This is a genomic window from Pseudomonas sp. Pseusp88, from assembly GCF_047303955.1.
In the GTDB taxonomy this organism is placed as follows: Bacteria; Pseudomonadota; Gammaproteobacteria; order Pseudomonadales; family Pseudomonadaceae; genus Aquipseudomonas.
This window is the reverse complement of the sequence record NZ_JBGLYM010000004.1, coordinates 88161-110951: the sequence shown is the minus strand read 5'-3', so window position 1 is coordinate 110951 and position 22791 is coordinate 88161. Positions and strand designations below refer to the sequence as shown.

Genomic DNA, 22791 nt, shown 5'->3' with positions numbered 1-22791 from the left:
TTATGGAAGCAAACTTTGTGGGAGCGAATTCATTCGCGAAGGCAGTTGCTCAGACGCTATATGAGCGTCGGATGTACCGGCCCTTTCGCGAATGAATTCGCTCCCACAGGTTTCTCTCCCATCGAACTCAAACCAACGCCCCTCCCTTCCTCAACTCTCCCCACTCTCCTCAATCAGTACCTTGCTCTTGCTATGCGGGTCCTGCACCTTGACCGATGGATACTGCGACGACGCATAGCGCACCACCAGAATCGCAAACGCCAGCAGCAGAATCCCGCCGCACAGGTAGATGATGCCGATATCCGGTGGATTATGGTGCGAGACGTCGGAGATCAGCAGACGGGTCAGTGCCGTGATCGCCACGTAGATCAGGAAGCGCACGGGCATGTGGTTGGTCTTGAAGTAAATCCCGACCATTGCCCCCAATTCCAGGTAGATGAACAGCAACAGGATGTCATCGACGGCAATGTGGCCCTTTTCCAGCATGCCCAGGAACGCCATGACTGCCGCCCACGCCGTGACCCCGCCGATGGCGAACAGCGCCAGATAGTGGAAGCTCTCGACGAACAGGTTGCCCAATGATTCAGCACAGTTATGTACGCGCTGACGCAAGGTTTCAGCCCAGTTGATTTTCACGATGTACTTCCTTGATCAGACGATTGGAGCGTAGCGCCCAAGCATGACGCTTTGAGCGACAGGCTTTTTAAAGCAGGATCAGGGCCATTGGCTATGGTTGAGGGCGTGACGGGTTGTCGCAAGGTGTAAAAAAGAATGCAATTGCCCCTGTTCAGCGGACGGACATTTGGACTATCCTGAAACCTGTATAAAAACACAGTAATTGCTAAAGGCCGGTATGCGGCCCCGGCAGACGTGAACAGACTGCAACCTTCAATCGGGGATTAGCCCCTAACAGACGAGGCCGAATATGGCTGTTGAAACCCTGTATCGCAGTACCCGCGACTTGGAGACTACATTCGTGGACCGCAAACTCGCCGATGCACACGACCAGATGCTTGAGCTGGCCGAATCCCTGACCGCGACGCTGATCAAGAACGTACCGGACCTGACCGAGAACCTGGCGGAAGATATCGGCATCTTCATGGCCAAGAACCGCACCGTGTTTGCGGCGGCGTTCAAGAACAATGCGGCGGCATTGGAAGAGCTGGATCAGCCTGCTGCGAGCGAGTGACAGCTGGCGGGGCCGATGTGGACCATGTGGGACCGGCTTTAGCCGGGAAGGCGTAGGCATGACCGATGCATTTTATCGCCTGTCACATTGCCTTCCCGGCTAAAGCCGGTCCCACAGAAGCACACTGCGTCAACCTGCAGGTTATGCGTTGGCGGGTTTCGGGCGCTTCTCCAGTTCGATAATCGACTGATCAACCAACGCTTTAGCCATATCGATCATATAGACCACGGCCAATGCCATTCTCACGGGGCAAAAGGTGGCAGCCATGTACAGGGTGAGAATACCGGTTATAGGCACCCGGCCAGACCGAGGTCTGCCTGCACACAGCTGCCATATGCAATGACAAGCCTGTGCCTATAAAAAGCCGGGGTCTCACGCCCGACCACTGATTTGCCAGTGGCGGAGCGCAGACTAGTTCCGGAATTTGGTGGGCACAAGCGGCTGGGATTGTTAAGGAAACTTCATTCAAGATAAAGGGAGCGATCCGTCAGATTCGTCACTTTTCTTGTAAGACTTATCCTGCAAACACACAAAAACCGTGCGAAAAACACGGTCCCGTAGGAGCTGCCGAAGGCTGCGAATGGGTCTGTCTGATACACGCTTTCGCAGCCTTCGGCAGCTCCTACAGAAATCACATTTCAATTCAGAAAGTGCGTCGTATTGGGTGGGAGCGGGCAAGTCGGGTTACCACATCGCTCGCTCCCACAGGGTTGCTCAATACTGCTGCTGCCCCGGAATCCAGTTGGTCCCCGCCAACGGCACCCGCGCCATCGCCGCCGATTCCACGGTCAGCGCCACCAGGTCTTCCGGATCGAGGTTATGCAGGTGCGACTTGCCGCAGGCCCGGGCCATTGTTTGCGCTTCCAGCACCAGTACCCGCAGGTAGTTGGCCAGACGACGGCCACCTTCCACCGGATCAAGACGCTTGGACAGTTCCGGGTCCTGGGTGGTGATACCCGCCGGATCGCGGCCGTTCTGCCAGTCATCATAGAAACCGGCCGCCGAACCGATCTTCTTCAGCTCTTCGTCCAGACGTGGATGGTTGTCGCCCAACGCGATCAGCGCAGCCGTGCCGATGGCCACTGCATCAGCACCCAGCGCCATGGCTTTGGCCACGTCAGCACCGTTGCGGATACCACCGGAGACGATCAACTGCACCTTGCGATGCATGCCCATCTCTTGCAGGGCCTGCACCGCTTGCGGGATGGCCGGCAGAATCGGAATGCCGACGTGTTCGATGAACACTTCCTGAGTCGCCGCCGTACCGCCCTGCATGCCGTCGAGGACGATCACATCGGCACCGGCTTTTACCGCCAGCTTGACGTCGTAGTACGGGCGGCTGGCACCGATCTTCACGTAGATGGGCTTTTCCCAGTCGGTGATTTCGCGGATTTCGGCAATCTTGATCGCCAGGTCGTCGGGGCCGGTCCAGTCCGGGTGACGGCAGGCCGAACGCTGATCCACGCCAACGGGCAAGGTACGCATACCCGCCACACGCTCGGTGACTTTCATGCCCAGCAGCATGCCGCCACCGCCCGGCTTGGCGCCTTGGCCGAGGACGATTTCAATGGCGTCGGCCTTGCGCAGGTCGTCAGGGTTCATGCCGTAGCGCGACGGCAGGTACTGATACACCAGGTGCTGAGACTGGCCGCGTTCTTCCGGGGTCATGCCGCCGTCGCCGGTGGTAGTGCTGGTCCCGGCGATGGTTGCGCCACGGCCCAGGGCTTCCTTGGCGTTGGCCGACAGCGCGCCGAAGCTCATGCCGGCGATGGTCACCGGGATCTTCAGGTGCAGCGGCTTCTTGGCGAAGCGGTTGCCGAGGATCACGTCGGTACCGCACTTCTCGCGGTAGCCTTCCAGCGGATAACGCGACACGCTGGCGCCGAGCAGCAGCAGGTCATCGAAGTGCGGCAACTTGCGCTTGGTGCCGCCGCCGCGAATGTCGTAGATGCCGGTTTCGGCGGCACGCTGGATTTCCTGAATGGTCAGACGGTCGAAAGTGGCCGATTCACGCAGTACTGGAGGTGCCTTTGGGGTTTGCGAGTCACTCATGTTCTTGCTCCTGAATCAGTACGCGGAAGCGTTATCGACTTTGAAGTTGTACAGCTGACGAGCCGAGCCATAGCGCTTGAAGTCCGCAGCCTTCTCGTTGAAACCGGCGCGGTTGAGCAGCTCTTGCAGCTCTTCCAAGTGTTCGGCGCGCATCTCTTTGGCGATGCAGTCCGAACCCAATGACTCGACCTTGCCTTTGACGTAGATGCGGGTTTCGTACAGCGAATCGCCCAGGGCATCGCCCGCGTCGCCGCACACCACCAGACGCCCGGCCTGGCCCATGAAGCAGCTCATATGGCCGATGCTGCCGCCAACGACGATGTCGATGCCTTTCATGGAAATACCGCAACGGGCACCGGCATCGCCTTCAATGACCAACAGCCCGCCGTGAGCCGTGGCGCCAGCTGCTTGCGAAGCGCTGCCCTTGACCCGGACATAGCCGGACATCATGTTTTCCGCGCAGCCCACACCGACGTTGCCGTGTACGGTGATATTGGCTTTCTGATTCATGCCCGCGCAGTAGTAACCGGCGTGGCCCTGGATATCGATGGACACCGCTTCGTTGACGCCGACCGCCAGGTTGTGGGCGCCGTTGGCGTGGGTCACGACCCATTCGCGGTCCTGAACATTGTTGACCTGGTCGTGCAGCGCCTGATTGAGCTCACGCACGGTGGCAGTGGAAAGATCGATGGTTTTCATGTGCGTGCTCCTTAAGCCGACTCGCGTTCCCAGATGTACATGGTGGCCGGGACAGGTTCCCAGACCTTGGCTTTTTCAATGCCCGGCAGGCTCGACAGCGCCTGGTATTCCGAGGCCATGGCGACGTAGTCATCGGTCTCGGCGAGGATCGCCGGCTTGCAGGCAATCGGATCACGGATCACCGCAAAGCCGTTGCGCGTGCCGATGGCGAAGGTGAAAAAGCCATCCAGTGCTTCCAGGGAATTGTCCAACGCCTGCTTGAGCGAATCGCCCTGTTGCAGGCGCCAGGCCAGGTAACCGGCAGCGACTTCGGTGTCGTTTTCGGTTTCGAAATTGATGCCTTCGCGGCGCAGTTCCTGACGCAGGCGGAAGTGGTTGGACAACGAGCCGTTATGCACCAGGCACAGGTCGGCGCCGGTGGAAAACGGGTGGCTGCCTTCCATGGTCACGGCGCTTTCGGTGGCCATGCGGGTGTGGCCGATGATGTGGCTGCCTTTCATGGAGCCCAGGCCGAAACGCTCGGAAATCTCTTTCGGCAACCCCATGCCCTTGAGGATTTCGATGCTCTGCCCGGCGCTCATAATGCGCACTGTTGGCGCCAGTTCAGCCAGGGCGGCACGAACCACCGCTTCTTCAGCCTTGATCTTGAGCACGATGGCCGTAGCGTTCTGAAACCACTCCAATGGCGCGCCCAATTTGGCTTCAATCACCGAGACCAGCATCTTGAAGTCGTAATCTTCGGTGGTCGCCTGCAAGGTCAGCTTGACCCAGCCATCGGCCACTTCGTCACCGTAGATGGCGAAGCCGGCGCTGTCCGGACCACGGTCGGTCATGGCCGCCAGCATGGGTTCGAACAGCTTGCCGAGCTGGGATTCCAGCGCCGGGTTTTTCAGATATAAGCCCACAATTCCGCACATAGCCTCACCTTGTTCGGGAGCGGCAAGCCGCAAGCTTTAAGCTGCAAGCTGGCCGGGTTGATAGAAAATTTGGTATTCGCCGCAAAACTGCTTTTACTTGCCGCTTGCAGCTTGAAACTTGCAGCTGCCGCCCAGCGACCTCAAAAGAATTCCGTGTAACGCTTAACTTCCCAATCACTCACATGGCGGCTGTACTCCACCCACTCCATGCGCTTGAGCTTGATGAATTCGCCGACGATTTCATTGCCCATGACCTCGGCAAACAACGGGTCGGCCTCCAGCGCGTCGCAGGCTTCCTTGAGCGACTGCGGCAGGGTCTTGATGCCGCGCGCGGCGATTTCTTCGAGGCTCAGTTTGTAGAGGTTCTCGTTGCAGACGTTGTCGATTTCCAGTTGGCGGTCGATGCCATCCAGGCCTGCGGCGATGATCGCGGCGCTGACCAGATACGGGTTGCAACCGGCATCCGGCAGGCGGAATTCCAGACGGCCATAGGGCACGCGGACCATGGCCGAGCGGTTGTTGGAACCGAAGGCGATAAAGGCCGGAGCCCAGGTCGCGCCGGACAGGGAATTGCCGACCACCAGGCGTTTGTAGGAGTTGACCGTCGGTGCCGCGAAGGCACACAGGGCCGGGCCGTGGGCCAGCAGGCCGGCGGCAAAGTGATAGGCCATTTTCGACAGGCCCATGCCGCTCGGGTCACTGGCGTCGTGAAACAGGTTCTTGTTGCTGGCGCTGGCGATGGACAGGTGGAAGTGCATGCCGTTACCGGCGCGCTTCGGATCCGGCTTGGGCATGAACGAGCAGATCATGCCCATGTCATTGGCGATCTCGCCGGCGGCCATGCGGAAGAAGGTGAAGCGGTCTGCCGACTCCATGGCATCGCTGTAGGTGTAGTTGATCTCGAACTGGCCGTTGGCGTCTTCGTGGTCGATTTGATAGATGTCGAAACCCACCGGCTGCAAGGCTTCGGTCAGGCGTTCGAGAAAGGCCCGGGAGCGCGACAGGCCCTTGTAGTCGTAGCACGGCTTGTCGAGGTTATCGCTGGCGTCCACCAGTTGCAGTTTGCCCCCGGCATCACGCTGGAACAGGCTGAATTCCGGCTCCAGGCCGGTGTTCAGGGTCCAGCCGCGGTCGCTCAGGCGCTGTACCTGCTGTTGCAGCACATAGCGGCTGTCATACGGCCAGGGCTTGCCTTCGACGTGACCGATGCAGACCACACGACCGTAACCCGGCTGCCATGGCACCGGGGTCAGGGACGACAGGTCGCCCTTGGCCATGAAGTCCGGGCCGTGGGGTTCCATACCCATGCCGGAGATAGCGAACCCGGCGAACCCGGCGCCATCCTCGATGACCATTTCCAGACCGGAGATCGGCACCGACTTGGTCTTGGCCGAGCCGTGGATGTCCACGAACTGCGCCAGGACATATTTGATCCCGTGTTCCTGAATCAGACGTTGGGTTTCGCTTGGCAACATGGGCTGGGCTCCTGATAGGCAACAGCATGACTGTGATGTGAATGTCTTCCCGGGGACGTCATGCCGTACCGACAGCGACGTTTTACCCCAGAGTTAAAATTCCCACAAGGAAATTAACTTTCACAACAGGAATGCAAGAGCTTTGCCAATGTGCCGCCGAGCGGGGCTGAAACGACTCAAAACCGATGTGGATCAGAGACATGCTTATCGTATTTATGAGAAAATTCGTTTCCCGGTACGAATATCTGCCAGTGCAGAAATCCTCCCGAGCCTGATAAGCGCCCCGTTAGAGCGCGCAATTGAAATTCCCGCCACAAAAATGGGCGTCACATGAATACAGCGACCGAACCGCAGACCCGTCTCAAGCTCGAGCAGTACCTGGGCATGCAGATCAAGCGACAACGCCAGGCTCAAGACTTGAAGCTGGCGGAAGTTGCGCGCATCGCCGGGATCAGCCAGGGCATGCTGAGCAAGATCGAAAATGCCCAGGTCTCCACCAGCCTCGATACCCTCAGCCGTCTGTGCGATGTGCTGGGCATTCCCATGTCCAAGCTGTTCAGCCAGTACGACCAACAGGGCGGCAGTGCGCTCTTGGTGAAGAAGGATGAAGGGCTTGAAGTCGTGCGCCGTGGTACGGAGAAAGGCCACACCTACCACCTGCTCAACCATACCCGCGGGCCGAAGAAAAGTTTCGAGGCCTATATGGTGACCATGGATGACGCCAGCGAAGAGTTCCCGACCTTCTCCCACCCTGGCACCGAGTTCCTCCATCTGCTCGAAGGCGAGCTGGTCTATCGCCATGGCAACCAGTTGTACAAGATGGAAGCTGGCGACAGCCTGACCTTCGACGGCGACGTGCCCCATGGGCCGGAGCAATTGCTGCAGGTGCCGATCAGGCTGTTGTCGATCATGAATTACGGGAGTAATGGCGAGTAATCCGACTGCTGGATTTGTGACAGGCTTTGGTGGGACTGGCTTCAGCCGGGAAGAAGCCTGAGCACTCACCTGTCTGCTTAGCCTGTAATGTAGCCTTCCCGGCTAAAGCCGGTCCCACAGGTTAAGCAACCATCCGGCCAGATAGTTTCCCAAGGGGAAACTAATTTTCACAAAATCCCTAGACACCCTCCCTCCGCTTCACCTATAAAAGCATCCGCAGGAATAAATTATTCCCCGTGGGATTTTTTATTGACCGGTAAAAATTTCTTTCACCCCCGAACACTCGGTGATGACCTGCCCGTCACCTCCCGAGGATCTTTCGTCATGTCCAAGCTGCAGAACACCTTCATTCTCAAGGTCAGCTGTGCCGCCACGTCCGGCATTGTCGCTGCTGTCACTTCTTACCTGGCCGACAGCGGCTGCTACATCGGCGAGATGTCGCAGTTCGACGACGAGGGCAGCGGCAAGTTTTTCATGCGTGCCGTGTTCCGTTTCAACGACGGTCGGCAGGGTGAGCTGGACGGCCTCAAGGCGGGCTTCGTGAAGGTGGCCGAGCGGTTCGAGATGGACTGGGAGATGTTCGACAGCAATCAGCCGATGCGCGTCTTGCTGATGGTCAGCAAGTTCGACCATTGCCTGACCGACCTGTTGTACCGCCATCACAAGGGCGAGATGGACATGACCATCACCGCCATCGTCTCCAATCACCTGGACCTGCGGCCCATGGCCGAGCGTGAAGGCATTCGTTTTATCTACCTGCCGGTGACCAAGGACACCAAGGCCCAGCAGGAGGCGGCGCTGATGAAGATCGTCGACGAAACCGAGACCGATCTGGTGGTCCTCGCCCGCTATATGCAGATTCTCTCTGATGACCTGTGCCGCCAGCTCTCGGGTCGGGCGATCAATATCCACCACTCGTTCCTCCCCGGCTTCAAGGGCGCCAAGCCCTACCACCAGGCCTACGAGCGCGGTGTGAAGCTGATCGGCGCCACCGCCCACTACGTCACCAGCGACCTCGACGAAGGCCCGATCATCGAGCAGGAGGTGCAGCGCGTCGATCACGCCTATCGCCCCGACGACCTGGTTGCCATCGGTCGCGACACCGAGACCGTGGCCCTTTCCAAGGCAGTGAAATTCCATCTGCAACACCGCGTCTTCCTCAATAACGACCGCACGGTGATTTTCAAATGAACAGCTCACAACTGATCGATGGCAAGGCCGCCGCCGCGCGGGTTCTGCAACAGGTAAAGCTGGATGTGGCGAGCATGGTCGCAACCGGCATTCAACCGTGCCTGGCGGTGATCCTGGTCGGGGAAGATCCGGCCAGCCAGGTCTATGTGCGCAACAAAATCCTGCGCGCCGAGGAATGTGGCATCCGCTCGCTTGAGTACAAGCTGGCTGCGGACACCGGCGAGGACGAGCTGCTGGAGCTGATCCGCCGCCTCAACCTCGATAGCGAAGTGCACGGCATTCTTCTGCAACTGCCGCTGCCGGCCCATATCGAAGAAACCCGCGCCTTGCAGGCCATTGATCCGGGCAAGGACGTCGACGGTTTCCATAGCGAGAACGTCGGGGGCCTGAGCCAGGGCCGCACAGTGCTGACACCCTGTACGCCGTCGGGCTGCATGCAATTGCTGCAAGACACCCTCGGTGATCTGAGTGGTCTGCATGCGGTGGTCATCGGCCGTTCGAATATTGTCGGCAAGCCCATGGCCGCCCTGCTGTTGCAGGCCCATTGCAGCGTCACAATGCTGCACTCGCGCAGCCGCAACGCCGCCGAATTGTCGCGCCAGGCCGATATCGTCATCGCCGCCGTGGGTCGCCCACGGATGATCGATGCCAGTTGGCTCAAGCCTGGCGCGGTGGTGATCGACGTCGGTATTAACCGTATTACCGAAGGCGAGCGCAGCCGCCTGGTCGGCGATGTCGACTTCGACAGCGCCCTGCCTGTGGTCAGCGCCATCACGCCGGTGCCCGGTGGCGTCGGGCCGATGACCATCGCTTTCCTGATGAAAAACACCTTGATCGCCGCGCAACAGCAGGCCAGAACCCACGCCAAATCGGAGGCCCCATGCCCTTCAATCTCTTGAAATACGGGCTGGGCGCCGAATACCCGGCCGAAGTCGATCTGCCGCCGCCCAAGGAGCTGAAGTCCTCCTATGACGTGGTGATCATCGGCGGCGGCGGTCATGGTGTGGCCATCGCTTATTACCTGGCCAAGTATCACGGCATTACCAATGTCGCGGTGCTGGAAAAGTCCTACCTGGGTGGTGGCAACACCGCACGTAACACGGCGGTGATTCGCTCCAACTACCTGACCAGCGAAGGCGTGAAGTTTTATATCGAGTCGGTGAAGCTGTTCGAGAACCTGTCCAACGAATTCAACTTCAACGTCATGTACTCCGAACGCGGCCAACTGACCCTGGCCCACACCGATGCCACCGTGCGCGCGTTCCGCCAGCGTGCCGAAGTGAACAAGCATTTCGGTGGCCGCACGGAGATGATCGACCGCCAGCAGATCCGCGAACTGGTGCCGAGCCTGAACCTGGACCCCGGGCATATTCCGGTGCTGGCCGGGCTCTGGCACATGAGCGGCGGCACCGCTCGCCACGACGCCGTGGCCTGGGGTTACGCCAAGGAAGCGGCCAAGCGCGGCGTGGAAATCCACCAGCTCACTGAAGTGCAGGACCTGATCATCGAGAACGGCGCTATCACCGCCGTGAAGACCAATCGCGGCACCATCAAGTGCGGCTGCGCGGTGCAGGCGATTGCCGGGGCCAGTTCGCTGATGCTGAAGAAAGCCGGGATCCGCGCGCCGATCCATACCTACCCGTTGCAGGCCATGGTCACCCAGCCGTTCAAGCCGTTCCTCGACCCGTTGGTGAGTTCTTCGGCGCTGCACTGCTACGTGCAGCAGACCAGCCGTGGCGAAGTGGTGTTCGGCGGCGGTTCCGATCCATACCCGCTGTACAACACCCGTTCGACCCTGGACCTGAAGGAAAGCCTGCTGGCCCATGCCATCGAGATGTTCCCGTTCCTGGCCAACGCCAAGTTGATGCGCCAGTGGGCCGGGATCACCGATATGACCCCGGACTACAGCCCGATCATGGGGCTTTCACCGGTAAAAAATTATTACCTGGACGCAGGCTGGGGCACCTGGGGCTTCAAGGCCACGCCCATCGTCGGCAAGACCATGGCCGAGATGGTCGCCACCGGCAAGACCCCGGAACTGATCGCGCCGTTCGCCCTGGAGCGTTTCTCGCGCTTTATTCAAGTCAACGAAATGGGCGCCACGGCAGCCAGCCATTAACGCGGAGCACAGACCATGAAACTTCTGCATTGCCCGCTCAACGGGCTGCGCAACATCAGCGAATTCACTTACGGCGGCGAGTTCAAGCGCATGCCGGACCCGGCTACCTGCACCGACCTGGAATGGGCCGACTACGTGTTCAACAGCGATAACGAAGCAGGCATCGTCACCGAATGGTGGATGCACACACCGTCCAGCTACTGGTTTCTGGCCGAGCGCCACACCGTCACCGATGAAGTGATTCGCACCTTCGATGCCCGGGAAGTGTTCAACGCCCGTGTCGATTTCGCCGCCAGGGAGATTGCCGGATGAGCCGCCTGCCCGCCCCCATGGGGCTGTTGATCGACCGTGACCAGCCGTTGCGCTTCAGCTTTGACGGCAAGGATTATCAGGGCGTGCAGGGCGATACCGTCGCCAGCGCCCTGCTCGCCAATGGCCGTTTCCTGATGTCGCGCTCGTTCAAATACCACCGCCCGCGCGGCCCTTTGACCATGGCCGGTCAGGACGCCAACACCCTGGTGCAACTGCCGCAAGAGCCCAACGTCCTGGCCGATGCCTACCCGATTCGCGCGGGTCTCAATGTCTTCGGCCAGAACTTCAATGGCTCGCTGGATGACGACAAAGACGCCTACATGGGCAAGTTTTCCAGGTTCATGCCGGTGGGTTTCTATTACAAGGCGTTCTTCAAGCCCAAGGGCATGTGGAAAGTCTGGGAGCCGATCATTCGCAAGAAGGCCGGCCTCGGTGTGCTGGACCTGAACTTCAAGCCCGAGTACTACGACAAAGCCTACCTGTTCACCGACCTCGCCGTTGTCGGCGCCGGGCCTGCCGGTCTGCAGGCCGCCCTCACTGCTGCCAATGCAGGGGCCAAGGTGCTGCTGATCGAAGAGCAACCGATCCTCGGCGGCTCCCTGACCTATGCCCGCTTCGACGTGGCCGGAACTCGCGCCGGGCAACTGCGCGCGGAGCTGATCAACGCCGTCGAGCAGCACGCCAATATCCGCATTCTGAAAAATGCCGTGTGCAACGCCTGGTTCACCGACAACTACCTGCCGGTGATTCAAGGCAAGCGCATGTACAAAGTGCGGGCGCAACAGTGCCTGGTGGCCAGCGGCTCGTTCGATCAGCCGGTGATTTTCCGTAACAACGATTTGCCCGGCATCATGCTGACCAGCGCCGCTCAGCGCCTGATGAAGCTGTATGCGGTCAAGCCGGGCCAGCGCGCCGTGGTCCTGACCGGCAACGATGACGGTTACTACGCCGCCCTCGATCTGCTGGAACAGGGTGTGACCGTGGCCGCCCTGTTGGACATGCGCGCCACTGCCGACAACCGCAGTCTGCCCCGTGAACTGGAACAGCGCGGCATCAGTTGCCACGCCAACAGCACCGTCTATGAAGCCCTGCACGAAAAAGGCATGCGCCATGTGACCGCTGTCGATGTGCGCCGCATCACCGGCCAGGGCCAGGTTGAAGCGCGAGGCGAGATCATCCCGTGCGACCTGCTGTGCATGTCCGCCGGGTACATGCCGGTTTATCAGTTGCTGTGCCAGGCAGGAGGCAAGCTGGCCTATGACGAGAGCAGCGCCGAATTCGCCCTCAGCGGTTTGCCGGGGATCCTGCATGTCGCCGGTTCCGTCAACGGTCAGCACAACCTCGACAACGTCCTGGCTGACGCGGGCAATATTGCCGTGGATATCATCCAGGCCCTGGGTCTGGCGGCGTCGGGCAGCAAGCAGGCGCTGATCGACGAAGCCCGGGTGAACTTCCCGTGGCCGATTTTCCCGCACCCCAAGGGCAAGGATTTCGTCGACTTCGATGAGGACCTGCAAGTGCAGGACATCATCAACGCGACCAAATGCGGCTACCGCGATATCCAGCTGGTCAAGCGCTTCTCCACCGTCGGCATGGGGCCATCTCAAGGGCGCCATTCGGCATTGCCGACGGCGCGTCTGGTCGCCGCTTCAACCCAGCGCAGCATCAGCGAAACCGGCGTGACCACGGCGCGTCCACCCTTCTCCCCGGAGAAACTGGCCCACGTTGCCGGGCGCGCCTTCGACCCGTATCGGCAGACGCCCATGCACCGTCGTCACCTCGACGCCGGGGCCAAGATGATGCCCGCTGGCGTTTGGCATCGCCCGGCCTATTACGGCAAGGCCGAGGACCGCGAACGTTGCATGCAGGAAGAAGCCCTGCACGTGCGCAACAAGGTCGGCATCATCGACGTCTCGACCCTGGGTGGCCTCGACGTGCGCGGCCCGGACGCCGCCGAACTGCTCAACCGCATGTACACCTTCGCCTTCCTCAAGCAGCCCGTGGGCCGTTCGCGTTATGCGCTGATGACCAACGAGCACGGCGTGGTAATCGATGACGGCGTCTGCGCACGCTTTGCCGAGAATCACTTCTACGTCACCGCCACCACCAGCGGCGTCGATCGTATCTACCAGCAAATGCTCAAGTGGAACGCCCAATGGCGCCTGGACGTGGATATCGCCAACGTCACGGCAGCCATTTCAGCGGTCAACGTGGCCGGGCCGGATGCGCGCAAGGTGCTGGAAAAGGTCTGCACCGACCTCGACCTGAGCCCCGAAGGCTTCCCGTATCTGGGCGTGCGCACCGGCACGGTTGCCGGGATCAAGGCACGACTGCTGCGGGTCGGTTTCGTCGGCGAACTGGGTTATGAAATCCACGTCCCGGCGCGCCACGCCCTGCAACTCTGGGATGCCCTGATGCTGGCGGGCAAGGAACACGACATTCGCCCGTTCGGCGTCGAGACCCAGCGCCTGCTGCGCCTGGAAAAAGGCCATGTAATCATCAGCCAGGACACCGATGGCATGACCCATCCGGCAGAGATCGACATGGGGTGGGCGGTCAGCCGCAACAAGCCGTTCTTCGTTGGCCGCCGCTCGGTGGACATCCTCGAAGCCCAGCCGCTCAAGCGCAAACTGGTCGGTTTTACCCTGCCCAAGGGCAGCCCGCAGCCGCTGGAAGGTCATCTGGTCCTCGACGGCGCCGACATCAGCGGCAACGTCACCTCCTGCGAATACTCGTCGACCCTCGGCAAGATCATCGGTCTGGCTTATGCCGGGGCCAGCCAGAGCACGCCAGGGCAGCAGATTCCGATCCGCGTCGAGGGCGGCGTAATGGTCCAGGCCACCGTAGTGCAACTGCCATTTTTCGATCCCGACAACCAACGCCAGGAGCGCCAGGCATGAGCAGTCTGCTAGCGGAAAATCTTGAAAAAGTCATCGCCCACACCGCGCTGCAACCCTGCACCCTGCTCGACCTGACGGACCTGCCGCGGGTCGGTTTCCGGGGCAGCTTCAGCGCCGAATACCTGCGCAGCCGCGCCTTCGTCTTGCCGGAGCAGCCCAACCAGGCCGTGACTCAAGCAGACGGCAGCCATGTCGCACGGCTGTCCCAGACCGAGTACTTCATCCTTGGCAGCACTGCCGACCAGGGCCAGCGCGTTGCCGATGAGGAAGCGCGCTGGGAGCTGGATCATCAGGCCAACTACCTGCTGCCGCGCCAGGACAGCCATGCCTGGCTGCAACTGAGTGGTGATTGTGTTGCCGAGGTCATGGCCAAAGTCTGCGGCGTCGATTTGCGTGCACAAAGCTTCCCGGCCGGTGCCGTAGCCCAGACCTCGGTGGCGCGGATCAATGCCATCGTGATCAACGTCGGCAGTGGGACGGTACCGAGCTTCCAGATCCTCTTCGACCGGGCATCGCGGGAGTACTTCACCGCAGCGTTGCTGGATGCGATGCAGGAGTTTCAGTAGGTCCCTGCTGCAACATTGTTTATATGGCAATGAATTCTGTGGGAGTGAATTCCTGTAGGGGCCAACTCCTGTGGGAGCGAATTGTGGGAGCGAATTCATTCGCGAATAGGTCGGTACATTCGATACATCTTCATGGATCTAAATGCCGCCTTCGCGAATGAATTCGCTCCCACTGAATTCGCCACCATAATCTCCTGCTGCCAAAGAATTCGCCCCCCAGCCTTGAGTTTCAAAAGGTTTCCAACCATGGACAAAGACACCACCGACTATTGGGTGCCCGCCTTGCAACGCGGGCTCAGCGTGCTGGGCATGTTCAATGCCCGCACCCGTACCCTGAGCATCAACGAAATCGCTACGCGCCTGGGGGTCAGTACTTCGGCCTGCTATCGCATCCTGTTTACCCTGACCGAAATGGGTTACCTGAACAAACTGGCGACCCATTACGAACTTGGCAGCCGAGTAATCAGCGATGGCTTCAGCTACCTGGCCAGCCGCGATATCGTCGAAGTTGCCATGCCCCACCTCAACGCTCTGCGCGACCGTACTTCGCTGTCGTGCCACCTCAGCATTCGCGAGCAGACCGACAGCCTGTACCTCTATCGTGCCTTTGCCGCGCAGCGCCTGTCGGTGAATATCCCCATCGGCACACGTATCACCTGCCACTGCACGGCGATGGGCCGGATTCTGTTGTCGGGGCTGGATGACAACGAACTCGGCCAGCTCTATCAGAGCGTACGCCTGGATGGCTACCCGGCCCCGGCGCCACGTACCTTGCCGGAGCTATTGGCAATGATCGCGGCTGACCGGGAACAGTCCTGGGTGCTGCATCGTTCGGATTACTCGACGTCGGTCGCAACGGGGATTCGCGATCACAGCGGGCAGATCATCGCGGCGATCAACCTCTCCGGCCCGGATGCGGTGATGGACAGCCCCGGCACGCAGCAGCTGATGATTGCCGAGGTACTGGCCAGCGGCGCGGCGATATCCCGGGAGTTGGGGTTCAGCGCTATCTGACCGCGATGATGCACAAATGTGGGAGCCGGCTTGCTGACGATGGTGGTAGATCAGTCACCACTATTGCGAGCGCTTCGCACTCGATCGTCAGCAAGCCGGCTCCCAAAATCCTCGATCAATTCGAATATTTGTATCCCACCTCGCCATGGGCCGACAGATCCAGGCCATCCACTTCCTGCTCTTCATCCACCCGTAGACCACGACACAGCTTCGCGGTGATGGCGTAGGCAATCCAGCTGGTCAGCCCGGAGAACAGGATGCTGAACAGCAGCACGCCGCCGTTGACGCCCAGTTGCTCGATCAGGCCGCGATCGCCGGTGAACCCCAGGCCACCCAGAACCGGCAGGGCAAATATCGGGGTCAGCAGGCCGCCGACGATACCGCCGACACCGTGCACGCCGAACACATCAAAGGCGTCATCCAGGCCGATGATCGGCTTGAGTTTTTCCACCGCCCACAGGCAGATCGGCGCGACGATAAAACCCAGCAGAATCGCGCCCATCGGCCCGACAAAGCCGCAAGCCGGGGTGATCGCCACCAGACCGGCAATGGCCCCGGAAATCGCCCCGAGCATGCTCGGCTTGCCGCGATGCTTCCACTCCACCAGTTGCCAGGCAATCGCCCCGGCGGCACTGGCGAGCATGGTGTTGACCATCACCAGCATGGCAAAACCGTTGGCCATCAGCGCGCAACCGCCACAGAAACCCAGCCAGCCGACCCAGAGCATCGAGCCGCCGGTCATGGTCATGGTCATGTTGTGCGGCGCCAGAGCCGAGGTGCCGAAACCGCGACGGCGACCGAGCAGATAGGCGCCGACCAGGGAGGCGATGCCGACGTTGACGTGGACCACATTGCCGCCCGCGAAATCCTGCACGCCAAGGTTGAACACCCAACCACCGCCCCAGGCCATATGAGCCATGGGCACGTAATTGATGGTCAGCCAGATGGCCATGAACACCATCACTGCCGAGAACTTCATGCGCTCGGCAAAGCCGCCAACGATGATCGCCGGGGTGATCGCGGCAAACAGCAGCATGAACAGGAAATACAACAACTCAGGAATGGTGCCGGTCAGCGCATCCGGGCCAACGCCCTTGAGGAACAGTTTGTCCCAGCCACCGATAAACGCTTGCCAGTCGCCACCGGGGGCGAAGGTCAGGCTGTAGCCATAGATGGCGAACAGCACCGACATCAACGAAGCGACCGAGAACACCTGCATCAGGATCGACAGCACGTTCTTGCTCCGCGCCAGGCCGCCGTAGAAGAGGGCCAGGCCCGGCAAGGTCATCAACAGCACCACCAGCGAACAGGTAGCGACAAAGGCGGTATCGCCACTGTTGAGTACCGGCGCATCCGCCGCCCAGGCATTGCCCGCCCCGATTGCCAGTAAGCCTGGCGCCAGATAGCGCACACCGCTTCCTTTGTTTTTCATTGCACGTCCTCTTGAATGAAACGCTGAAATGACCGCTTTGCCGGAATAAAAATTCCCACAGGGAAATTTTGATTCCTTGAGATAAAGCAAATAAACGGCCAACCTGCGCTCATCTACCTCCAAAGAGGTAGTGAAGACGGGCAATTCGGGGCGCACAGGCGATTCAAGAAAGAGGCATGCCATGCAAGCGTGCGCGACCACGTACCGCGCACACCAAAACGGAGCGAAACATTTCGCAGCTTAGTAACAGCCTGTGGGAGCGAATTCATTCGCGAAGACGGTATTCCAGGCAAGGGAAATTTATCGAATGTACCTGCCTCTTCGTGAATGAATTCGCTCCCACAATTTTGCCTTCACACAGCTAGATCCGTGGGTCCCTTTAGTCCGGTTGCTCCAGCACCTGCACCATCGCCCGGAAAAACCGCGCCGCTTCGCCACCGGTCACCGCGCGGTGGTCGAAGGTCAGAGACAGGGGCAGGATCGGATGCACCAGCACTTCGCCGTTAACCGCCACCGGCTCGTCGCGAATGCTGCCGGCACCGATGATCGCCACTTGCGGCGGGACGACGATAGGGTTGGCGTAGCGGCCAAACAGGGTGCCGAAGTTGGAAAGGGTGATGGTTGCGCCCATCATTTCGGCGGGCGGAATGGAGCGGGCCTTGAGGTCGGCGCGCAGGCGGCTCATGCCCTCCTTGAGGTCCTGGGCATCGCGCTCGCCGACATTGCGCAGCACCGGTACGAACAGGCCGTCCGGGGTGTCTACGGCGATGCCCAGATCGAGTCGTTGATGCTGGCGGATGGACAGGGTTTTGCCGTCAAACCAGCTATTGAGCACCGGTTCCACGGCGCACGCCGCAGCCATGGCCTTGCCCAGGCGAATCAACGGATCACGAGCCTTTCCCCAAAGGTGCAGGTCGGCATCGCCAAAGATCGTCACCGGGACCACTTCGGCATGGGAACGCGCCATGTTCAGGGCCATGCTGCGCCGCACACCGCGCAGTTTTTCGCCGCCGAAACGATCACGGGCGGCCTGGGCGGCGCCTTCGACATCGGCACGGGTGATCAGCCCGCTTTCGCCACTGCCGCTCAGGGCACTGAGATCGACGCCGAGTTGCCGGGCCATTTGCCGCACCGCAGGCGTGGCGCGGGCGCCGAGATGCTCGCGGGTGGAAGGGGCGGCGCCGACGAAGAACTGATCGTCCTGAGTGTCGCCGCCGCCTTCCAGGCGACCGACCACCGTACCGGCATCGCCCTCGCCTTCGAATGCCAGCAACGGTTCGCCGACATGCAGAATGTCACCGTCGCCGCCGTAGAGCTTGCTGATCACCCCATCGTAAGGCGCGGGAATATCGACGATGGCCTTGGCGGTTTCCACCGAGACCAGGCGTTGATCGGCCTTGACCGTGTCGCCCGCCTTGACGTGCCATTCAACGATTTCGGCTTCCTGTAGACCTTCGCCCAGATCGGGCAGTTTGAAATATTTCATCGCAGACCTCTTCTCGAGAAGTTTGGCAATCTTGATTTGTGCGCTTCTGTGGGACCGGCTTTAGCCGGGAATGCGCTTTCCCGGCTGAAGCCGGTCCCACGGTGTTTCGGGATCCGGCCTAGGCAAAATTCAGTGCGCTGTCACAGGCATGAAGAATGTCGTCCACGCCAGGGATATACAGCGACTCCAGCCGATACAGCGGCGGCGGGATATCCGGAGCGGTGACGCGCTGGATCGGCGCCTGCAGATCGAGCAAAACCCGCTCGTACAGGCTGGCGGCGATTTCCGCACCGACCCCGCAGGAACGCGGCGCTTCATGGACGATCACGCAGCGCCCGGTCTTGCGCACCGAGGCTTCGAGGGTGTCCAGATCCAGGGGTTTGACGCAGGCGACGTCGATCACCTCCGCCGACACACCCCGTTCGGCCAGAACCTGAGCGGCCTGCAAGGTCTCGTGCACACTGGCGCCCCAACTGATCAGGGTGATATCGCTGCCTTCACGCAGGGTGAAACAGGTATCCAGGGGCAGGCGCTTGCCGTCGTCGGCCAGGGGTTGCGGGTTCATGCGGTAGAGCCGGGTCGGTTCGAGGAAGATCACCGGATCAGGGTCGTCGATGGCCGCCAGCAACAGGCCATAGGCCCGCGCCGGAGAAGAAGGAATCACCACCCGCAACCCCGGCACATGGGCAAACATGGCCTCGGTGCTTTCGCTGTGATGCTCCGGCGCGCGAATCCCCGCGCCCATGGGTGTGCGCAGGACCATCGGGCAAGTGATGCGCCCTCGAGTGCGGTTGCGCATGCGGCTGGCGTGGGACACCAGGTGCTCCATGGCGGCGTAGATAAAGCCCATGAACTGGATCTCCAGCACCGGCTTGAGACCCTGCGCCGCCATGCCGACGACCAGGCCGCCGAGCATGGTTTCCGCCAGTGGCGTGTCGATGACGCGCTTGAAACCAAACTCGTCGCGCAAGCCTTGCGTGGCACGAAACACGCCACCGTTGACGCCGACGTCTTCACCAAGCACCAGTACATTTTCATCCTCGGCCATGGCCCGGTGCAGGGCCAGGTTGACCGCTTCGAGCAGGGTGATTTTTTCACTGGCCATGATCTTCACCTCCGGCGCGGCGCTGTGCGCGTTCCAGGAACCATTCACGCTGCTCGGCCAGAGCAGCGGGCCATTGCGCGTAGACGTGGTCCATCACCGACTCGGGGGCTTGCGTCCCGGCATTGTCGAAGGCATTGACGGCCTGCTGGACCAGCCCCTGGCACTCGCTGATCAGGGCCTGTTCACGGCCCTCATTCCATACGCCCTGGGAGGCCAGGAAAGCTTGCAGACGCTTGACTGGCTCCTCCTGCCAGGCCTGTTTGACCTCGTCGGCGGGGCGATAACGGGTCGCATCGTCGGCAGTAGTGTGATCGCCCAGGCGATAGCTCAGGCATTCCAGCAGCACCGGCCCCTTGCCCTGGCGGGTGCGTTCGAGCGCCACCTGCATGCGGTCGTACACGGCGAGGATGTCGTTGCCGTCCACCTGCTCGCCATGGAAGCCCGCGCCAACGGCTTTCTGCGCCAGGGTCGGCGCACCGCACTGGATGCGCCGGGGCACGGAGATGGCCCATTGGTTGTTGTTGATGACGAAGACAATCGGCAACTGCCAGGCACCCGCCACGTTCAGGGCTTCGAGGAAATCGCCCTTGCTGGTGGCACCATCGCCGCATGTGGTCACCGCCACTCGATGCTCGCCGCGAATCTTGAACGCACTGGCCACGCCGCAGGCATGCAGCGCCTGGGTGGCGATCGGTACGCAGAGCGGGAAGTCCTGGGCCACGGCCGGTTCGGCATAGTCGCTGCCGCGCTCGTCACCGCCCCAGTACAGAAGGATTTCTTCCATGCGCACACCGCGCATCAGTTGCACGGCGGTATCGCGATAATAAGGGATTAACACGTCCTCACTGCGCATCAGGCTGCCGATGGCGACCCCGATGGCCTCCTGGCCCAGGGTCGGCGCGTAGGTACCAATGCGGCCGGTACGTTGCAGGGCAACGGCCTTCTGGTCAAACAAGCGGGTCAGGACCATTTGCCGATAGAGACGGGTCAGCAGGTTGAAATCATCGGCCCAGGCGGGCAGTGGCGTATTGAGTTGACCCTCGGGGGTCAGATAGCGGGTACAGGCGATCTTGTTATTGGACATTGCACACTCCTCACACACGGATAGGTGTGTTCACCGGGAACTCGCTGCTTGTGGCAGCGTATTCACACCGCTAGAGCCGGGTAAGGCTCTAATCGGTCTTGAGCAGACGCTCCGCCAGATCGTCGGCAACATGCGCGGGTGAGCGCTTTTCTGCCTGGGCGTGGGCGTAGACTTCGGTCAGGCGCACACCGATTTTTGCCAGGTGCGCCGTGATAGTGCCCAGATCCTCGCCCTTATGGCGCAGGGCCGCGTAGATCAGGCCGCCGGCATTGATCACGTAGTCCGGAGCGTAGAGGATGCCGCGCTTTTCCAGCTGGTCGGCAACCTGGGCGTTACTCAGTTGATTGTTGGCCGAGCCTGCTACGGCGGCGCAACGCAACTGCGCCACCGTCTTGCTGTTGAGCACCGCCCCCAGACCGCAGGGCGCGAGAATATCGCAAGGGGTGTTGAGCAGGGCTTCGCAGGCGATGGGGTGGGCGTTGAATTGCTCCATCGCCAATTGCACTTTGCCGTGATCGGAATCGCTGACCAGCAGATCGGCCCCCGCAGCGCGCAATTGTGCCGCCAGGGCATAGCCGACATGACCCAGGCCCTGGATCGCCACGCGCAGTCCTTCGAGATTGTCGCTGCCCAGACGCGCCATGGCCGTGGCGCGAATCCCCGCATACACACCCATGGCAGTGTGGGGCGAAGGATCGCCCTCAGCCGTGGTGCTGGTGACATGCCGGGTGTGCTGGGCGATGCAGTCCATGTCCTCGCTGGAGGTACCGCTTTCCACTGCCGTGATATAGCGACCGTCGAGGGTTTCGATAAAACGCCCCAGGGCTTCGAACAGCGCTGCACGATTGGCCACATGGGCCGGACGCATGATGATCGCCTTGCCGCCACCGTGGGGCAGGCCGGCAAGAACGGCTTTGTAGCTCATATTTCTGGCCAGACGAATGGCGTCTTCAATGGCGCTCTGCTCGTCTGGGTACGAAAGATAGCGGCAGCCGCCCAACGCCGGACCTTTCTGGCTGCTATGAATGGCAATGACGGCCTTGAGTCCGGTTTCAGGATCGACAACCAGGTGCAGTGTCTGCACCCGCGCGTTTTGCATGAGAGCGAACATCGGCAGTGCTCCCTTGTATTTTTCTACAGCGAGTATAGGCGCTGTCCAGAAAATCGATCGACGACTGGAACATATATATGCGGCCCTGACAGCGTTGCGCGATATAACCGTGACGCCAGACTTTTGCCACTGGACTAACTTGCAGGCCAGGGCTAAAACAAAGCATCACTGCCCACTGATCTGCCCGGAGAGGTCGATGACTCCACGCCAACATTGTCTGGCCTGCCTGCCTTCTTCGGTGTTCGAAGCGGCGTTGTGGGTCTGCGCCGAACACGATCCGCAATTGCGCCCGAGTCAGCTTCAGCCCGAGATGGATTCGCTGCAACGCCAGATTGGCGCAGCGCTGCCGATGATGCCACCTCAGGAACTGGCTCAGCCCTTGCTGCGCCAGCTCAACAGCATGGGTTTTCAACAGGACGACTGGAATCCGCTGAAACCCCAGGCGGCGTTGATGAACCATATCGTGCAACGTCGTCGGGGCCAGCCATTGGGTTTGGCGCTGCTCACCCTTGAGCTGGCCCGACGCCTGGATATTCCCCTCGAGGGCGTCAACTTCCCCGGCCATTTCCTGCTGCGGGTGCCGGGCGCCGATCACCTGCTCGACCCCTGTGGCGGGCGGCGCCTGTACACCAAGGACTGCCGCGACCTGTTGGCCAGGCAATTCGGCCCGGACATGCAACTCAAGTCCGAACACCTGCTGCGCGCCAGCAACGTGTCCATGCTGCAACGGCTGTCGCGCAACCTGCGTCATCTGCATCAGGTCAACGATGACCTGCTCGCTTCGCTGAAGGATGCCGACCGGGTTGTGGAACTGGGCCAGGCCACCACCAGTGATCATTTGGCGCGGGCGGCGCTTTACCAGTCACTGGAATGCCCTCAGGCCGAGCGCTTCGATCTGGAACATGCGCTACTGCTCAGTGACGACCCCATTCAACGGCTGCGCCTGACTGAGCGTATTAGCCATTTGCCATCACACGGCGCCTTTCATTAAACAAGTCCGACTGTTGCCGTGAATGTAACAGTCAATGTCGCAAAGTGCGGTTTTTCATTGGCTGTAATTCGTTAGAATGTCGCCACGCTAACGACTCACCTTAACGAACGTTTAATGTTGAATTCATACAGTCATATTGGCTGGATGATAATGTCGTCATGCCTCCATGTATCCGACGTTGTTTTGAAGCTCCTGTAACCAACGTCTTGTTT

20 protein-coding genes are annotated in these 22791 nt (G+C 60.7%); 10 read left to right on the top strand and 10 right to left on the bottom strand.

What is annotated here, in order from left to right; genetic code table 11:
- Positions 1–150: 150 nt before the first annotated feature.
- The gene (locus ACCD02_RS07160) at positions 151–636 is read right to left on the bottom strand and encodes a phosphate-starvation-inducible protein PsiE (protein WP_413299837.1); all 486 of its coding nucleotides are present in this window, start codon (positions 634–636) and stop codon (positions 151–153) included.
- 289 nt (positions 637–925) lie between these two features.
- Between ACCD02_RS07160 and ACCD02_RS07155 the strand changes: the two genes are divergently transcribed.
- On the top strand, positions 926–1189 hold the full coding sequence (locus ACCD02_RS07155; protein WP_413299835.1) for a YebG family protein: 264 nt from the start codon (positions 926–928) through the stop codon (positions 1187–1189).
- 714 nt (positions 1190–1903) lie between these two features.
- Here the strand turns inward: ACCD02_RS07155 and ACCD02_RS07150 are convergent.
- The 4 genes from ACCD02_RS07150 to glnT form a co-directional block, all read right to left on the bottom strand.
- The gene (locus ACCD02_RS07150) at positions 1904–3241 is read right to left on the bottom strand and encodes an FMN-binding glutamate synthase family protein (RefSeq protein ID WP_259107330.1); all 1338 of its coding nucleotides are present in this window, start codon (positions 3239–3241) and stop codon (positions 1904–1906) included.
- 15 nt (positions 3242–3256) lie between these two features.
- Entirely contained in the window at positions 3257–3940 is a 684-nt protein-coding gene (locus tag ACCD02_RS07145; RefSeq protein WP_413299833.1) for a protein glxC, read from the bottom strand.
- An 11-nt stretch (positions 3941–3951) separates the two neighbouring features.
- On the bottom strand, positions 3952–4857 hold the full coding sequence (locus ACCD02_RS07140) for a class II glutamine amidotransferase (RefSeq protein ID WP_413299831.1): 906 nt from the start codon (positions 4855–4857) through the stop codon (positions 3952–3954).
- Between the two features lie 140 nt (positions 4858–4997).
- Positions 4998–6332, bottom strand: coding sequence for a type III glutamate--ammonia ligase (glnT, locus tag ACCD02_RS07135; protein ID WP_413299829.1), 1335 nt, complete (start codon positions 6330–6332; stop codon positions 4998–5000).
- 330 nt (positions 6333–6662) lie between these two features.
- Here glnT and ACCD02_RS07130 point away from each other — a divergent pair, with 330 nt between their 5' ends.
- The 8 genes from ACCD02_RS07130 (at position 6663) to ACCD02_RS07095 (ending at position 15370) form a co-directional block, all read left to right on the top strand.
- Entirely contained in the window at positions 6663–7268 is a 606-nt protein-coding gene (locus tag ACCD02_RS07130) for a helix-turn-helix domain-containing protein (protein WP_259107321.1), read from the top strand.
- A gap of 324 nt (positions 7269–7592) precedes the next feature.
- Positions 7593–8459 carry a formyltetrahydrofolate deformylase gene (purU, locus tag ACCD02_RS07125; protein WP_413299827.1) on the top strand — a complete coding sequence of 289 codons (867 nt, stop codon included), beginning with the start codon at positions 7593–7595 and terminating at the stop codon, positions 8457–8459.
- Positions 8456–9358 carry a bifunctional methylenetetrahydrofolate dehydrogenase/methenyltetrahydrofolate cyclohydrolase FolD gene (gene folD / locus ACCD02_RS07120; protein ID WP_413299825.1) on the top strand — a complete coding sequence of 301 codons (903 nt, stop codon included), beginning with the start codon at positions 8456–8458 and terminating at the stop codon, positions 9356–9358. Before purU ends, folD begins: the two co-directional genes overlap by 4 nt.
- Positions 9340–10578 carry an FAD-dependent oxidoreductase gene (locus ACCD02_RS07115; protein WP_413299823.1) on the top strand — a complete coding sequence of 413 codons (1239 nt, stop codon included), beginning with the start codon at positions 9340–9342 and terminating at the stop codon, positions 10576–10578. Before folD ends, ACCD02_RS07115 begins: the two co-directional genes overlap by 19 nt.
- Before the next feature lie 15 nt (positions 10579–10593).
- The gene (locus ACCD02_RS07110; protein ID WP_413299821.1) at positions 10594–10890 is read left to right on the top strand and encodes a sarcosine oxidase subunit delta; all 297 of its coding nucleotides are present in this window, start codon (positions 10594–10596) and stop codon (positions 10888–10890) included.
- Complete coding sequence (locus ACCD02_RS07105) at positions 10887–13790, top strand: 2Fe-2S iron-sulfur cluster-binding protein (RefSeq protein WP_413299820.1); 2904 nt, start codon at positions 10887–10889, stop codon at positions 13788–13790. Before ACCD02_RS07110 ends, ACCD02_RS07105 begins: the two co-directional genes overlap by 4 nt.
- Positions 13787–14356, top strand: coding sequence for a sarcosine oxidase subunit gamma (locus ACCD02_RS07100; RefSeq protein ID WP_413299818.1), 570 nt, complete (start codon positions 13787–13789; stop codon positions 14354–14356). The genes ACCD02_RS07105 and ACCD02_RS07100 overlap by 4 nt, the downstream gene beginning before the upstream one ends.
- A gap of 246 nt (positions 14357–14602) precedes the next feature.
- Entirely contained in the window at positions 14603–15370 is a 768-nt protein-coding gene (locus ACCD02_RS07095) for an IclR family transcriptional regulator (RefSeq protein WP_413299816.1), read from the top strand.
- A 115-nt stretch (positions 15371–15485) separates the two neighbouring features.
- On the opposite strand, the gene ACCD02_RS07090 is transcribed toward ACCD02_RS07095, so the two are convergent.
- From ACCD02_RS07090 to ACCD02_RS07070, 5 genes are all read right to left on the bottom strand, one after another.
- Entirely contained in the window at positions 15486–16802 is a 1317-nt protein-coding gene (locus ACCD02_RS07090) for an ammonium transporter (RefSeq protein WP_413299814.1), read from the bottom strand.
- Between the two features lie 379 nt (positions 16803–17181).
- The gene (locus ACCD02_RS07085) at positions 17182–18288 is read right to left on the bottom strand and encodes a dihydrolipoamide acetyltransferase family protein (protein WP_413299812.1); all 1107 of its coding nucleotides are present in this window, start codon (positions 18286–18288) and stop codon (positions 17182–17184) included.
- 118 nt (positions 18289–18406) lie between these two features.
- Positions 18407–19393, bottom strand: coding sequence for an alpha-ketoacid dehydrogenase subunit beta (locus ACCD02_RS07080; RefSeq protein WP_413299810.1), 987 nt, complete (start codon positions 19391–19393; stop codon positions 18407–18409).
- Positions 19383–20477 carry a pyruvate dehydrogenase (acetyl-transferring) E1 component subunit alpha gene (pdhA, locus tag ACCD02_RS07075; protein WP_413299808.1) on the bottom strand — a complete coding sequence of 365 codons (1095 nt, stop codon included), beginning with the start codon at positions 20475–20477 and terminating at the stop codon, positions 19383–19385. Before pdhA ends, ACCD02_RS07080 begins: the two co-directional genes overlap by 11 nt.
- An 88-nt stretch (positions 20478–20565) precedes the next feature.
- Positions 20566–21588, bottom strand: a complete 1023-nt coding sequence (locus tag ACCD02_RS07070; protein ID WP_413299806.1) for a Glu/Leu/Phe/Val dehydrogenase dimerization domain-containing protein — start codon at positions 21586–21588, stop codon at positions 20566–20568.
- A 196-nt stretch (positions 21589–21784) separates the two neighbouring features.
- Between ACCD02_RS07070 and ACCD02_RS07065 the strand changes: the two genes are divergently transcribed.
- Positions 21785–22579, top strand: coding sequence for a SirB1 family protein (locus tag ACCD02_RS07065; RefSeq protein ID WP_413299804.1), 795 nt, complete (start codon positions 21785–21787; stop codon positions 22577–22579).
- Positions 22580–22791 lie beyond the last annotated feature (212 nt).